Origin of the sequence: Bradyrhizobium sp. 155 (assembly GCF_023101105.1) — a bacterium.
GTDB lineage: Bacteria > Pseudomonadota > Alphaproteobacteria > Rhizobiales > Xanthobacteraceae > Bradyrhizobium > Bradyrhizobium canariense_D.
The window spans coordinates 3,180,481-3,193,304 of the sequence record NZ_CP064704.1 but is presented as its reverse complement, the minus strand read 5'-3'; the positions used below and the strand labels follow the sequence as shown (position 1 = coordinate 3,193,304).

Below are 12,824 nucleotides of genomic sequence, written 5' to 3'. Positions count from 1 at the left end.
GCTTCGCTGCGCTCGCAATGATGGGAACGACGGGCAGAACCCTAAAGCTGTTTTGCCCGACGGCACAAGGGATTTCGTTTTATCGAAAAATGTTTTTTCGCGAAAACAACCCCATGCACAGTAGAACGGTGGTTGATTTCAAACAGGAATTTGCAGGGTGGATTAGCGAGTCCACCCCACGAAAATTCTACTCCGCCGCGATCTGCCTCGGCGCCGGCGGCGGGTTCGCGAGGTCGGCGGCGAGCTGGGCGTAGCGGGCCTTGGCGTCTGCTACGGCCTTCTCCTTCACCGGGCCGTAGCCGCGGATGCGGTCGGGCAGCGAGAGCAGCTCCACCGCGGTATCGATCGTCAGCGGCGACAGCAGGCCGAGCACGGTGGCGACGTCCTTCTCGTAGCCGGCGATCAGATCGCGCTCGAGCTTGCGGTCGGCACTGCGACCGAAGATGTCGAGCGGCGTGCCGCGCAGGAACTTGAATTTTGCCAGCACGCGGAACACCGGAAGCATCCACGGGCCGAAGGCGCGCTTCTTCGGGCGGCCGAGCGCATCGACGCCCCTGCTCAGAATGGGCGGGGCCAGGTTGAAGTTGAACTTGAAGTCGGCTTCGAACTGGTCGCGGAGCTGCTTTTCGAACGCGCCATCGGTGTAGAGGCGCGCGACCTCGTATTCGTCCTTGTAGGCCAGCAGCTTGGCGTAGTTGACCGCAACGGCGCGGGTCAGCGCCTCGTCATAGCCGCCCTGCTTGGCGACGTCGCTGACCTGATCGACCAGCTTGCGGTAGCGTTTCGCGAGGCGGCCGTTCTGGTACGCCGTGAGATGCCTGGTGCGATGCTCGATGACCTCGTCGAGCGTCATTGCGTCCAGGGACTTGGGCGCAACGACCTCATCCGTTCCCTTCAGCATGCCGGCAAGCCGTGCGGGATCAGCGACCGCGAGGCGGCCGAGGCGGAAGGCTTCCTTGTTCATCTTGATCGAGACGCCGTTGACCTCGATCGCCTGCTCGATCGACTCCGCTGACAACGGCAAGAGGCCCTTCTGATAGGCGTAGCCCATCATCATCATGTTGGTGGCGATGCTGTCGCCGAGCAGCTGTTCGGCCGGCTTGGTGAAGTCGAAGAATACCGAGTCCTTGTGCAGCGCGGTTTCCAGCAACCCGTTCAGCTTGCGGGTCTGGAAGTTGAAATCGCGGTTGAGGACGAAGTCGGCGGTGGGAATGACGTGGCTGTTGATGATGCCGCGGGTGCGGCTGCTGTCGCAGAGCGAGATGGTGTCCTTGGCAACCGCGACCACCTCATCGGCGGCGAGCACGACATCGGCCGTGCCCGTGACGATGCGCGAGCAGGTCACCTCTGCCGGATGATCGGACAGGCGGACGTGGCTCAGCACCGCCCCACCCTTTTGCGCCAGGCCCGACATATCGAGGATCATCGAGGCCTTGCCCTCGATATGGGCGGCCATGCCGAGCAGCGCGCCGATGGTCAGCACGCCGGTCCCGCCGACGCCGCCGACAGCGATGTTGTAGGGCTTGTCCAGGTTGGGGCGCGATGCCGGCTCGGGCAGATCGCCGATATCGCCGACGCCCGCCGGCGCGCGCTTGCGCATCTTGCCGCCGTCGACGGTGACGAAGGACGGACAAAAGCCTTTGACGCAGGAATAATCCTTGTTGCAGGTCGACTGGTTGATGGCGCGCTTGCGGCCGAACTCGGTCTCGAGCGGCTCGACCGAAATGCAGTTCGATTGCACCGAGCAATCGCCGCAGCCTTCACACACCGCGGGATTGATCAGCACACGGCGCGCCGGATCCTCCATCGTGCCGCGCTTGCGGCGGCGCCGCTTCTCGGCGGCGCAAGTCTGCACGAACACGATCGCGGACGCGCCCTTGACTTTCCGCAGGGTCTTCTGGACCGCGTCGAGTTCGTCACGATGCGCGGTCTTGACGCCGGGCGCGATCTCGTTCGCCGGATAGGCGTCGGGATCTTCTGAGACCAGATAGATCTCGCGGATGCCTTCGCTGTGTAGCTGGAAGGTGATCTGCTGCGGCGACAATTCCCCGTCGACATGCTGGCCGCCGGTCATCGCGGTCGCGTCGTTGTAGAGGATCTTATAGGTGATGTTGGCGCCGGAGGCGATCGCCTGGCGGATCGCGAGGCTGCCGGAGTGGAAATACGTGCCGTCGCCGAGATTGGCGAAGACGTGCTCTTCCTTTGTGAAGGGGGCAACGCCGACCCACGGCACACCCTCGCCGCCCATGTGGGTGAAGGTCTCGGTGGAGCGATCCATCCACAGTGCCATGAAGTGGCACCCGATGCCGGCAAAGGCGCGACTGCCTTCGGGCACCTTGGTCGAGGTGTTGTGCGGGCAGCCGGAGCAGAAATACGGGGTGCGGGCGACAGGCGCGGTCGCCTGCATTTGCGACGCCTGGCGGCCGTTGAACCAATCGGCCTTGGCGCGCAGCATCGTTGCAATTTCGGGATTGAGATCAAGTCGAAGCAGCCGCTCGGTCAGCGAGCTCGCCAGCGAGGCGACGCTGAGTTCTTCGGCAAAGGGAAGGAAGCGCTTGTCGTGATCGTCCATCTTGCCGATAATGCGGGGACGGACATCGTCGCGCCAGTTGAACAGCTCCTGCTTCACTTGGTTCTCGACGATCTCGCGGCGCTCTTCGATGATGAAGATTTCCTCGAGTCCTACAGCGAATTGCCTGACGCCTTCCGGCTCCAGAGGCCACGGCATGCCGATCTTGTACAATCGAAGTCCGATCTTGGCGGCGACCTCGGGCGTGATCCCGAGCTCGCGCAGCGCCTGACGGATATCCTCGTAGCTCTTGCCGGACGCCATGATGCCGTAGCGGGCGTTGGGCGAGTCCATGGTGACGCGATTGACCTTGTTGGCGCGTGCAAAGGCGATCGCGGCAAAGCCCTTGTAGTCCTGCAGGCGGCGGTCCTGGGCGAAGCGGTCGTCGGGCCAGCGCAGATTGAGGCCGCCTTCGGGCATCTCGAAATCGGTCGGGATCACGAACGGCGTCATCTCGTCGGTGAGGTCGATCTCGGCGGTGGTCTCCACCGTCTCCGTGATCACCTTCATGCCGACCCAGCAGCCCGAGTAGCGCGACATCGCGATACCCAGAAGACCCATCTCGATCATCTCGTGTACGCTCGACGGGTAGAGATAGGGCATCAGCGCCGACATGAAGGCGTGGTCGGATTGATGCGGGACCGTCGAGGATTTTGCGCCGTGGTCGTCGCCGGCGAGACACAAGACGCCGCCGTTCTTGGCGGAGCCCGCGGCATTGCCGTGGCGGAAGACGTCGCCGCAGCGATCGACACCGGGGCCCTTGCCGTACCAGATGCCGACCACGCCGTCATACTTGGCGCCCGGCGAGAGGTTGAGCTGCTGCGAGCCCCAGACCGCGGTCGCGGCCAGATCCTCGTTCACGCCGGGCTGGAACTTGATGTTGTACTGCTCGAGATGCTTGCGCGCGGCGAAGAGCTGCTGGTCATAGCCGCCGAGCGGCGAGCCGCGATAGCCGGAGATGAAGCCGGCGGTGTTCAATCCCGCGGCACGGTCGCGCCGGATCTGGGCCATCGGCAGCCGGACCAGGGCCTGAATGCCCGTCGTGAAAATATGTCCGGTGTCCTGGGTGTATTTCTGATCGAGACTGATCGGACCCTGGTTGATGCCCATTATGTCCTCTTCCGCCCTTTTGAGCGCTTGGCTGCTTAAGCCGTTGCCTGCCCGTTGTTTTTAGCTAGGGCGCGCCGACCATTTCCGCCACTCTATGTCGGATATTTCACGCTCCGCATCACAATTCTGGACCAAAGGGAGCGCCGGGTAAAAATCGCAATTTCGTGGCTGCATTGGCATCCGCGATTTTCATTTTGTGTCACCATACCCCCGCCGTCGCGCAACGAATTGACGCCCCGTCATCCGGGACGGCGTCGATGGGTCGCAGGAGAGGCTTTCGATGCGGACGATTCTCACTGGCCTGGCTCTCGTGGGCCTGGCGTTGTGCAGTGCGGTTGCGAGCGCGGCCGGCGCCGCCGAGCCGTCACCGGAGCTGATCGCCTACGGCAAGTCGCTGGTGGAGGCCGGCGACTGTGCCGGCTGCCACACCGCCGATCCCGCCAAACCGTTCGCGGGCGGAAAGCGCATCGACACACCATTCGGCGCGATCTATGCCCCGAACCTGACGCCGGACCGCGACACCGGCATCGGCGCCTGGACCGACACCGATTTCACTCGCGCCGTGCGCACCGGTGTCGCCCCAGACGGCTCCAACTATTACCCGGCGTTCCCCTACCCCTATTTCACGCGGATGACGAAGGACGACACGCTGGCGATCCGGGCCTATCTCGGAACGCTCGCGGCCGTCACCAGCCGCAACAAGCCGCCGGAACTACGCTGGCCGTTTGGCTATCGCGGCCTGATGCGGATCTGGAACATGGTCTATTTCAAACCCGGCCTGTTCGAACCGGACCAGAGCCAGAGCGCGGCGTGGAATCGGGGCGGCTATCTCGTCACCGGGCTCGGTCATTGCGGCGCCTGCCATACGCCGAAGAACTATTTTGGCGCGGACAAGCAGGCGCAGGCCCTCGCGGGCAACGAGGTGGGCGGCTGGTACGCGCCACGGCTCGATGGCGCCGCCCGCACCGGGCTGAAATCGTGGAGTGTCGAAGACATCACGGAATATCTTCAGAGCGGGCGCAACGCCAGGAGCCATGCCAGCGGGCTGATGGCGGAGGTGGTCGTCAATTCGACTTCGAAGATGAGCGATGCCGACGTGCGCGCGATCGCGGTTTACCTGAAGAACCTGCCGCCGGCACGGCGTGAGACGATCGTGACGCCGCCTGACGATGCCGAGATGAAGGCCGGCCAGGCCATCTACGCCAAGTTCTGCATCGCCTGCCACGAGGCCGACGGATCCGGCGCACCGCGCATCTATCCGCCGCTGCCTGCCAACGCGCTGCTGCAATCGGTCAATCCGTCCTCGACCTTGCGCATCATCCTCGACGGCGCCCACACCGTGACGACCCCGCGCGCGCCCAACACCGGGGAGATGCCGGCCTATTCCAACCAGCTGTCCGACGCAGAGATCGCGGCGGTGACGAACTACATCCGCAATTCCTGGGGCAACGCCGCGCCGCTGGTGACGCCGGCGCAGGTGGCGAGGGCGCGGAAGCAGGAGCCGTAGCTCAAGGCTCCCGCTCCTCCTCTTCCGTGAAGACGAATTTCGGCATCTCCCATTTGTAGCGCACCGCCAGCAGGCGGAAGCTGATGCCGAGGACGAATGTCAAAATGGTCCAGAGCTCGGCGTTCAGCTTAAGACCGAACGCGGTGGCATAGAACAATCCCGTCACCACCGAGACGCTGGCGTAGAGCTCGGAGCGGAACAGCAGCGGCACGTCGTTGCAGAGCACGTCGCGCAACACGCCGCCGGCGCAACCGGTCACCATGCCGGAGACGATGACGATCGGCAGCGTGGCATCCATCTGCCAGGCGATGTCGCAGCCGGTCATGGTGAAGACGACGAGGCCGATGGCATCGAGCACGATGAAGGCCAGTTTCAGCCGGTGCACCAGGCGCGCCATCAGGATGGTGAGGAAGGCGGCGCCTCCGGCCAGTGCGAGGTAGATGGGGTTCTGCACCCAGGCCAACGGATAATGCCCCAGGAAGAGATCGCGCAAGGTGCCGCCGCCGAGCGCCGTGATGCAGCCGAGGAAGCAGACGCCGAGCCAATCCATGCTGCGGCGGCCGGCAGCGAGCGCGGCGGTCATGCCTTGCGCCGCGACCGCAACCAGCGACAACAGATGCAGCACGCTATAATCGCTCGGCGGCAAGCTCCACATCGCTTTGTTCCCTTCCGTCAGCGGAGCTTACGCGTCAGGTTCCCCAGCGAACAGGTTCCCGATTCCCGCCGCGGGCGCAACATGCGACGAAAGCATTAAGGAGGGCGGAACAGAATCTCGCATCCACGGGTTGTCCCGCCGCAATAATCGAGGAGAACCAATCGATGGCTGACGACCGTTTTATCAACGATCCGTACCGCCCGAATCTCGCCGATGATGAGTATCGCAATGCGGCGCGACGGGATGCCCAGCTTCAGGTCGACCCGGAGCTTGGCGAAGGCCCCGCCTCCAGCGGCAAAGTAGCCCTGTTCGCAGTGGCAATCGCCTTGGTGCTGGGTGCCGTATTCTACGGCCTGAACAACACCGGCACCAGCAACCAGGCCAGCACCACGCCGGCGACGCAGACAGCGCAGCAGGCACCGGCCACCAATCCGGCCGCACCTCCCGGCATGCGCGACGTGACGCCGCGCACCAATACCGGGCCGGGCGTGACCACGGGCGCCGCGCCGAGCAAGGCGGCCCCGGATACGCCGGCACCCGCTGACGGCGCGAAGTAACGAATTGCAACAATATGCAACAGCGGCGGGATTCAGATCCCGCCGCTTTCGTTTGTCTTAGCTGAACATCTTGTTGAGCTCGCCGCCGGGATAGCCGCTCGCCAGCTCCGCGAAGGTCCCCTTCTCCGCCATTTCCTTCGCGGCCCGCATGAAGCCGCCCCAGGCGGCGCGAGCGAGTGAACCGCCGACGCTGATCCGGCGCACGCCAAGATCGGCAGCTTCCTGCAATGACAGCCCGGAGCCGCCGATCAACAGGTTGAACGGTTTGGGTGCGACAGCCTTCACCACCGCGGCGATGTCCTCGCGGCTCTTCAGGCCCGGCGCGTAAAGGCAATCGGCGCCAGCATCTGCGTAGGCCGTCAGCCGGTCGATGACCAACTTGAGGTCGGTCACGCCCCACAGATAGGCCTCGCAGCGGCCGACCAGCAGCACGCCGCTATCGCCGATCGCCTTGCGCGATGCCTTGATGCGCTCGACTGCGAGCGCGCGCTCGTAGATCGGCTTGTCCTTGTCGCCGGTGGAATCCTCGATCGACAGGCCGGCAACGCCGGTGCGCACACAGCGCTCGACATTCTCCGCGACCTTGTCCGGCTCGACCGCAAAGCCGCCCTCGAAATCAGCGTTCACGGGGATGTCGACCGACGTGCTCAATGCCGCCAGATGCTGACAGACGTCCTCGACGGTGACGTGGTTGTCGGCTTTGCCGATGGTCCAGGCAAAGCCCGCACTCGACGACGCGAGTGCCTTGAAACCGAGATGCTGCAACGCTTTCGCGCTGCCGACGTCGACCGGATTGGGCAGGATGAAGCAGCCGCTCTCGTGCAGCTTCCTGAAGGCCGCGCGCTTGTCAGCAGTTGTCACGTGCATGTTTCTCTCCCTTGTTGGCCGCGCAGAGATGGGGACGTGCCGCCACGAGCGCTAGTGCGCGTCGTGCACCGCGCGGCTGTCCTTCGGCGCCTGCTCGCGATCATTCATGCTGTAGTCACGGATGACGCTGGCGATACGCAAGTGATAATCGGCGAAGATTTTCGCGCGGCCCTTGGCCTGGGTGCGGCGATGCTCCATCGTGTTGCGCCAGGCTTGCACGGCCGCCTCGTCCCGCCAGAACGACACCGATAAGATCTTGCCCTTCTCGGTCAGGCTTTCGAAACGCTCGACCGAGATGAAGCCGTCGATGGTTTGCAGGATCGGCTTGAGGTCGGCCGCGAGGTCGAAATAATCCTGGCGGTGTTCCGGCTTCGGCCAGACCTCGAAGATCACGGCGATCATGGGCGTCTCTCCTGTCGTTGATGGCCTACGATAGCACTTACAAAACCACTTGGCGCAGAAACGTGCGCTCTTCCGCGAGGATGAATTTGTGCTCCTCGGCGAAGTGGAAGTTGGCCATGCCTTCCGTATCCTGACGCAGCCGGGCGCGATAGGCCTCATACGCAGCCAGACTCTCGAAGGTAATCAGCGCAAACGCGATGTTGTTGGTGCCCTCGTGCGGCATGAAATAGCCGATCAGATCGCCGCCGCATTTCGGGATGATGGTGAGCCAGCGCTTCGAATACTCCTCGAACTGCGCGCGCTTGAAGGGATCGAGCTGGTAGCGGATGAAGACGGTGACGGACATGATGGGCTCCTCTGGTTCCACACCGCCATTGCGAGCGCAGCGAAGCAATCCAGGAATCCCTCTGCGGAGGCAGCCTGGATTGCGTCGTCGCTTCGCGCCTCGCAATGACGAACAACCCCACGCTACGCGCTTGCCCGACCGCAATGCTTCGGCTACCATCGAAGCATGAAATCAGGTCCCGACATCGCCATGATCGCCTCGCTCGTCGGCGATCCCGCACGCGCCAACATGCTCACGGCGCTGATGAACGGCCGCGCGCTCACCGCGAGCGAGCTGGCGCAGGAGGCCGGCATCACGCCGCAGACCGCGAGCTCGCATCTTTCCAAGCTCGAGGCCGGTGGCCTGATCGAGCCGGAGAAGCAGGGCCGCCACCGCTACTACCGCCTCACTGACGACGATGTCGCCGGGGTGCTGGAGGGGCTTGCGGGCCTCGCCGCGCGGACCGGCCATATGCGCGTGCGCACCGGGCCGAAGGATCCGGCGCTGCGGCGTGCCCGGATCTGCTACGACCATCTCGCCGGCGATCTCGGCGTGCAGATGCTCGACACCCTCCGCGCGCAAAACCTGGTCAGGCAGAAGAAGCAGGAGATCGAGCTGACGGCCGAGGGCGAGCGCTTCCTGGCGAAGCATTTGCAGATCTCGCCCGACATGCTCGCCCATCCCCGCCGGCCGGTCTGCAAGGCCTGCCTCGACTGGAGCGAGCGGCGTCACCATCTCGCGGGCACGCTGGGCGCCGCCATGATGCAGCGTTTCGCCGAGCTGAAATGGGCTGCCCGCGACGCCACGCCCGGCAGCCGCGTGGTGAATTTTACGCGCACCGGCGAGAAGCAGTTTGCCGCGTTGTTCGGGACTGCGAAGGACTGAACACAAGCGCGTGTAAGCGTCTCTCGTCGTCATGGCCGGGCTTGACCCGGCTATCCACGTCTTTAGTGCAGTTTGCGTGGCACCACGTGGATGCCCGGGCCTTCGCCTCGCCGAAGCGGCTTCGGCCGCGCAGGCGGGCCAAGCCCGGGCATGACGGAGAATGTGTCTCCTAGCGCCAACATGACTCAGAGCCTTCAATGATCCGCCTCCTCCCGGCCGTGCTTTGCACGGCTCTTCTCGCCGCTCCTCTTACATCCCACGCCGCCGACACCGCCCCGCGCGAACCCTACGGCATCGCGCTCGAAGGCTTTGCCTATCCCTATCCCGTACACCTGCTGCCTCTGACCAATGACGGCGAGCAGCTCAGCATGGCCTACATGGACGTGCCGCCTGCGCAGCCGAACGGCCGCACCGTCGTGCTGCTGCACGGGCGCAACTTCCCGTCGAGCTACTGGGCACCTGTTATCAAGATGCTGAGCGAGGCCGGCCTCCGCGTCGTGGTGCCGGACCAGATCGGCTTCGGCAAATCTTCCAAGCCGATCGGCGAATTGCATTTCGACAATCTGGCGCGCAACACCATCGCGCTGCTCGATTATCTGAAGATCGACAAGGCCGAGATCGTCGCCCATTCGCTCGGCGGCATGCTGGGCGTCCGCATCGCCCGCGCCTTTCCCGACCGCGTCGCCCACCTTGTTCTGACGGCCCCGATCGGGCTGGAAGATTACCGCCTCTATGTACCGCCGACGCCGACCGAGAAGATCATCGAGACCGAGGACAAGCTCACGGCCGATGGCTATCGCAAGCAGCTTCAGACCAATTATGCGATCAAGCTGCCGCCGGACGCGATCACGCCGTTCATCGACGCCCGCTTCAACATCAAGGGCAGCCCGGATTATCCGCGCTGGCTGCGTGCCTTCGTCAGTTCCGGCCAGATGATCTATCGTGAGCCGGTGGCGCACGAGATCGCACTGATCACCGAGCCGACGCTATTCATCATGGGCGCCGACGACCACAACGCGCCGGGCCGGCCGAACGCGCCGGAGGCGCTGCGCGCGAAAATGGGAGAGAACGCCGAGCTGGCGAAGGCACTCGCGGCGAAGATGCCGAATGCGCGGGCCGAGGTGATCCCGGACACCGGCCATCTCGTCTTCCTCGAGGCGCCTGAGAAGTACAGGGAGCTAGTCCTGGGCTTTCTCGGCCGCTAGCGTCATTGCTGTCGTCCGGAGCCGCGTGCGGGGAATGTTCATGCCGCATTCAGGTCATGATTGGCAGATTTGGCTGGCGTCGTGTCGGCATGTTGCGATTTTAACGTGTCGAATCGTGTCTTTTGATTCATGGTGCGCCGAAAAGCGCCAAGCCCTCCTACCTGCCCCCAAAACCTACACCCAAGGACGAGAAGGAAGATCAAATGAAATACCTGTTTGCCGCCGTGATGCTCGCCAGCGCGGTCGTTGGTTTCAGCGAGGCGGCGAGCGCCGCCGGCGGTTGCGGCCCCGGCTGGTACCGCGGCGCCTATGGCGGCTGCCGCCCGATGCGCGGTCCGGTCGTTGTCCGCCCGGGTCCGATCGTGGTTGCGCCGGCCCCTGTCGTGGTCGTGCCGCGCGCCCGCGTGTGCCCCTACGGCTTCCGCTGGTACGCCGGCCGCTGCCGCCCGTTCTGATCTCGTTTTTTTCGCATTGCGAAATGGCCGCGCGGCGAAAGCCTGCGCGGCCATTTTCTTTTTGAGCGCCTGACGTCGCACCGGGATGTTTCGAATCAGAACGGGGACCGCGATCGCGGTCCCCGTTCAAGCCTGGTGCGCGAAGCTTACCAATGGCGGCGGTGCCATCGCCGGCGATGCCAGCCCCAGTGACGGCGGCGCCAACCCCAATGGCGATGGCGGCCGTGCCAGTGCACCTGCTCCGGCTTCAACTGCGCGGCTTCTTCGCTGCTGGTGACTGCGGGATGAGCGTCGGGATTGCCTTGCGGCATGCGGGGGTCACCGAGCGGCTGCGGCGCCAGCGGCGCAGCCTTTGCGGCGGTCGTGAACGCGGCAGCTCCGGCCGCGACACCGATTGCAAATTTTAAAAAGTTCCGGCGCTCCATGACTTCTTTCCTCTTGGATGGTCGTGCCAGTGATGCAGAGGCGAGTGTCGTGGTGACGACATGAACCGAAGCTGAATCGCGCGTTCAGCTTCGCTGCGACTCCGACGGTGACAGCCCGCCGCCGGGCGCTACTTGCCAAACTCCTGCGCCAGCACCAGCAACTCGCGCGTGCGCGTCACGTCGGGCCAATCGCGGTTGAAATCGGCCACCAGTTGCGTCAGCGCTTCGCCCTTCAGCATGGCGTGCAGCGCAGCCTCGCTCGCGAACTGATACATCGCCTGATGCAGTGAGGGATCGTCGAGGCTCCAGAACCGCCAGGCCTTGCTCACGCCGAAGGCCTTCATCGCGTCGGGCAGATGTTCGGTCTCGTACCACCTGTCGAAGGCGGCGCGCTTGCCGGCATCGGCGACGACGGCGCGGACGACGAAGAAGGCTGACGGCATCGGATTTTCCTCCTGTTGTTTGGGGTGAGACTAGCCGATGACGTCGGCGACGACAAAAAAGGACGGCACCGGTGTCGGAACGCGCATCTCTCACCCGTCCTATGCCTGAACAGCAGACGGAGACACCACATGCCCGACCTCACGCTCACCACCTTCGACTGGGTTCCCCCGCCCCCGCGCGGTTTCGTGCGCGACCTTCGGGTGCGCTGGGCGCTCGAAGAGGCCGCATTGCCCTATCGCGTCGCGAGCGCGCCCTTCAACGGGCGCGGCGCCCAACATTTCGCGCACCAGCCGTTCGGCCAGGTGCCGTGGCTGACCGACGGCGATCTCTCGATCTTCGAGAGCGGCGCGATCCTGCTGCATCTCGGCGGCCTCAGCGCAAAGCTCATGCCATCAGATCCGCGCGGCCGCAACGAAGCCACGGAATGGCTGTTCGCCGCACTCAATTCGGTGGAGATGGCAAGCCTGCCCTGGGGGATGTCGAAGTTCATGGGACATCCGACCGATACGGCGGCGTGGAAATTCGTGGACGACTTCCTCAAACTCCGCCTCAAGCACATGGAGGCGGTGCTGGCCAACCGCGAATGGCTGGCAGGCACGTTCTCCGTCGCCGACATCCTGATGTCCGACGTGCTGCGCGTCGTCGATAGTTTCGACGGGCTGGCGGACAGCCCCGCCTGCCGCGCCTACGTCGCGCGCGCCACCGCCCGTCCGGCGTTCGCCAAGGCTCACGCGGACCAGATGGCGCATTTCGCTGCGGCGGACGCGACCCGCTGACGCCGCGCCCGCGTGAGGTGTGACGTGCCTCACATAATGAATCCGGCGATGGCCGTAGGGTCACGGCCATCAAATCAACCCTGCGGAAGGTGACACATGGCCAGCATCGCATATCTCAGAGACCAGCTTGCCCGCGCCGAACGGCTGGCAAAGGCGATCCTCGACCGGCAAACCGCGGAGCAGCTTCAGGCGTTCGCAGCCGAATGCCGCGAAGAGCTGCAGGTGCTGTCGCGCAGGGCTGCGGCGTAAGGCTGCTCGGTTACACGAGCTTCATCGGCGTATCGGCGACCACGCGAAGGTCGATGCGGCTGATCAGTTGAGACCGAAGCGCCTCCGCATCCCCGATCGCACTCTCCGTCTGCCGCAACGTGCTGACGTTCGAGCCGAGCGAGACGATCCCACCGAGCACCAGAGCGATCGATCCGAGCGCGGCGGTCTGACCCATCCCAAGCAAACCGAAGATCGTGATCAACAACAGCGCGCCGCCGCCCCCGATCGCGAGCTTGGACGCCAGGATGTACTTGCGGCATCGCTCGGCGATCTCGGCCAAAGCCTCGATCCGCGCTTCGATGTCTGAAATCTCGTCGGTCGGATCGTCTTCGGTCATTGGATTTGGATCGAGGATGCCAACTCAGAAACAGA

At 64.4% G+C, this 12,824-nt stretch carries 15 protein-coding genes; 7 read left to right on the top strand and 8 right to left on the bottom strand.

All coding sequences use genetic code 11. From position 1 onward, the window contains the following. Nucleotides 1-187: 187 nt before the first annotated feature. Entirely contained in the window at nucleotides 188-3,679 is a 3,492-nt protein-coding gene (locus IVA93_RS15520; protein ID WP_247370520.1) for an indolepyruvate ferredoxin oxidoreductase family protein, read from the bottom strand. Between the two features lie 280 nt (nucleotides 3,680-3,959). Here IVA93_RS15520 and IVA93_RS15515 point away from each other — a divergent pair, with 280 nt between their 5' ends. Continuing rightward, nucleotides 3,960-5,186 (top strand): c-type cytochrome, encoded by a 1,227-nt coding sequence (locus tag IVA93_RS15515; protein ID WP_018456493.1) that lies wholly within the window; start codon nucleotides 3,960-3,962, stop codon nucleotides 5,184-5,186. 1 nt (nucleotide 5,187) lies between these two features. Here the strand turns inward: IVA93_RS15515 and IVA93_RS15510 are convergent, their stop codons facing one another. Continuing rightward, the gene (locus IVA93_RS15510) at nucleotides 5,188-5,841 is read right to left on the bottom strand and encodes a trimeric intracellular cation channel family protein (protein WP_085351305.1); all 654 of its coding nucleotides are present in this window, start codon (nucleotides 5,839-5,841) and stop codon (nucleotides 5,188-5,190) included. 164 nt (nucleotides 5,842-6,005) lie between these two features. On the opposite strand from IVA93_RS15510, the gene IVA93_RS15505 reads away from it, so the two are divergent. Further along, nucleotides 6,006-6,398 (top strand): hypothetical protein, encoded by a 393-nt coding sequence (locus tag IVA93_RS15505; RefSeq protein ID WP_018456491.1) that lies wholly within the window; start codon nucleotides 6,006-6,008, stop codon nucleotides 6,396-6,398. Between the two features lie 57 nt (nucleotides 6,399-6,455). On the opposite strand, the gene IVA93_RS15500 is transcribed toward IVA93_RS15505, so the two are convergent. The 3 genes from IVA93_RS15500 to IVA93_RS15490 are packed head-to-tail and all read right to left on the bottom strand — an operon-like array spanning nucleotide 6,456 to nucleotide 8,013. Next, the gene (locus IVA93_RS15500) at nucleotides 6,456-7,265 is read right to left on the bottom strand and encodes an isocitrate lyase/PEP mutase family protein (RefSeq protein WP_085384241.1); all 810 of its coding nucleotides are present in this window, start codon (nucleotides 7,263-7,265) and stop codon (nucleotides 6,456-6,458) included. A gap of 51 nt (nucleotides 7,266-7,316) precedes the next feature. Further along, the gene (locus IVA93_RS15495) at nucleotides 7,317-7,667 is read right to left on the bottom strand and encodes an antibiotic biosynthesis monooxygenase family protein (protein WP_018456489.1); all 351 of its coding nucleotides are present in this window, start codon (nucleotides 7,665-7,667) and stop codon (nucleotides 7,317-7,319) included. 37 nt (nucleotides 7,668-7,704) lie between these two features. After that, the gene (locus tag IVA93_RS15490) at nucleotides 7,705-8,013 is read right to left on the bottom strand and encodes an NIPSNAP family protein (RefSeq protein WP_007603076.1); all 309 of its coding nucleotides are present in this window, start codon (nucleotides 8,011-8,013) and stop codon (nucleotides 7,705-7,707) included. A gap of 165 nt (nucleotides 8,014-8,178) precedes the next feature. Here IVA93_RS15490 and IVA93_RS15485 point away from each other — a divergent pair, with 165 nt between their 5' ends. The 3 genes from IVA93_RS15485 to IVA93_RS15475 all read left to right on the top strand — a co-directional run bounded on the left by IVA93_RS15485 (nucleotide 8,179) and on the right by IVA93_RS15475 (nucleotide 10,537). Then, complete coding sequence (locus IVA93_RS15485; RefSeq protein ID WP_018456488.1) at nucleotides 8,179-8,877, top strand: winged helix-turn-helix domain-containing protein; 699 nt, start codon at nucleotides 8,179-8,181, stop codon at nucleotides 8,875-8,877. A 197-nt stretch (nucleotides 8,878-9,074) separates the two neighbouring features. Beyond that, nucleotides 9,075-10,082, top strand: coding sequence for an alpha/beta fold hydrolase (locus IVA93_RS15480; protein WP_275974733.1), 1,008 nt, complete (start codon nucleotides 9,075-9,077; stop codon nucleotides 10,080-10,082). Between the two features lie 203 nt (nucleotides 10,083-10,285). Beyond that, on the top strand, nucleotides 10,286-10,537 hold the full coding sequence (locus IVA93_RS15475) for a GCG_CRPN prefix-to-repeats domain-containing protein (RefSeq protein ID WP_007603074.1): 252 nt from the start codon (nucleotides 10,286-10,288) through the stop codon (nucleotides 10,535-10,537). Between the two features lie 146 nt (nucleotides 10,538-10,683). On the opposite strand, the gene IVA93_RS15470 is transcribed toward IVA93_RS15475, so the two are convergent. Next, on the bottom strand, nucleotides 10,684-10,962 hold the full coding sequence (locus tag IVA93_RS15470) for a twin-arginine translocation signal domain-containing protein (RefSeq protein ID WP_018456486.1): 279 nt from the start codon (nucleotides 10,960-10,962) through the stop codon (nucleotides 10,684-10,686). A 128-nt stretch (nucleotides 10,963-11,090) separates the two neighbouring features. Next, entirely contained in the window at nucleotides 11,091-11,405 is a 315-nt protein-coding gene (locus IVA93_RS15465) for a hypothetical protein (protein ID WP_085384239.1), read from the bottom strand. A gap of 129 nt (nucleotides 11,406-11,534) precedes the next feature. On the opposite strand from IVA93_RS15465, the gene IVA93_RS15460 reads away from it, so the two are divergent. Both IVA93_RS15460 and IVA93_RS15455 read left to right on the top strand, forming a co-directional pair. Next, nucleotides 11,535-12,182 (top strand): glutathione S-transferase family protein, encoded by a 648-nt coding sequence (locus IVA93_RS15460; RefSeq protein ID WP_247370518.1) that lies wholly within the window; start codon nucleotides 11,535-11,537, stop codon nucleotides 12,180-12,182. 96 nt (nucleotides 12,183-12,278) lie between these two features. Continuing rightward, the gene (locus IVA93_RS15455; RefSeq protein ID WP_247370516.1) at nucleotides 12,279-12,431 is read left to right on the top strand and encodes a hypothetical protein; all 153 of its coding nucleotides are present in this window, start codon (nucleotides 12,279-12,281) and stop codon (nucleotides 12,429-12,431) included. Between the two features lie 10 nt (nucleotides 12,432-12,441). Here IVA93_RS15455 and IVA93_RS15450 read toward each other — a convergent pair whose 3' ends face one another. Further along, on the bottom strand, nucleotides 12,442-12,789 hold the full coding sequence (locus tag IVA93_RS15450; RefSeq protein ID WP_247336092.1) for a hypothetical protein: 348 nt from the start codon (nucleotides 12,787-12,789) through the stop codon (nucleotides 12,442-12,444). Between the last annotated feature and the right edge of the window lie 35 nt (nucleotides 12,790-12,824).

Excerpts from the sequence above, each read along its gene's own strand:
- IVA93_RS15460 (WP_247370518.1), top strand. The coding sequence starts at position 11,535 with ATGCCCGACCTCACGCTCACCACCTTCGACTGGGTTCCCCCGCCCCCG.
- IVA93_RS15505 (WP_018456491.1), top strand. The coding sequence starts at position 6,006 with ATGGCTGACGACCGTTTTATCAACGATCCGTACCGCCCGAATCTCGCC.
- IVA93_RS15470 (WP_018456486.1), bottom strand. The coding sequence starts at position 10,962 with ATGGAGCGCCGGAACTTTTTAAAATTTGCAATCGGTGTCGCGGCCGGA.
- IVA93_RS15495 (WP_018456489.1), bottom strand. The coding sequence starts at position 7,667 with ATGATCGCCGTGATCTTCGAGGTCTGGCCGAAGCCGGAACACCGCCAG.
- IVA93_RS15455 (WP_247370516.1), top strand. The coding sequence starts at position 12,279 with ATGGCCAGCATCGCATATCTCAGAGACCAGCTTGCCCGCGCCGAACGG.
- IVA93_RS15485 (WP_018456488.1), top strand. The coding sequence starts at position 8,179 with ATGAAATCAGGTCCCGACATCGCCATGATCGCCTCGCTCGTCGGCGAT.
- IVA93_RS15480 (WP_275974733.1), top strand. The coding sequence starts at position 9,075 with ATGATCCGCCTCCTCCCGGCCGTGCTTTGCACGGCTCTTCTCGCCGCT.
- IVA93_RS15510 (WP_085351305.1), bottom strand. The coding sequence starts at position 5,841 with ATGTGGAGCTTGCCGCCGAGCGATTATAGCGTGCTGCATCTGTTGTCG.
- IVA93_RS15475 (WP_007603074.1), top strand. The coding sequence starts at position 10,286 with ATGAAATACCTGTTTGCCGCCGTGATGCTCGCCAGCGCGGTCGTTGGT.
- IVA93_RS15515 (WP_018456493.1), top strand. The coding sequence starts at position 3,960 with ATGCGGACGATTCTCACTGGCCTGGCTCTCGTGGGCCTGGCGTTGTGC.
- IVA93_RS15520 (WP_247370520.1), bottom strand. The coding sequence starts at position 3,679 with ATGGGCATCAACCAGGGTCCGATCAGTCTCGATCAGAAATACACCCAG.
- IVA93_RS15450 (WP_247336092.1), bottom strand. The coding sequence starts at position 12,789 with ATGACCGAAGACGATCCGACCGACGAGATTTCAGACATCGAAGCGCGG.
- IVA93_RS15465 (WP_085384239.1), bottom strand. The coding sequence starts at position 11,405 with ATGCCGTCAGCCTTCTTCGTCGTCCGCGCCGTCGTCGCCGATGCCGGC.
- IVA93_RS15490 (WP_007603076.1), bottom strand. The coding sequence starts at position 8,013 with ATGTCCGTCACCGTCTTCATCCGCTACCAGCTCGATCCCTTCAAGCGC.
- IVA93_RS15500 (WP_085384241.1), bottom strand. The coding sequence starts at position 7,265 with ATGCACGTGACAACTGCTGACAAGCGCGCGGCCTTCAGGAAGCTGCAC.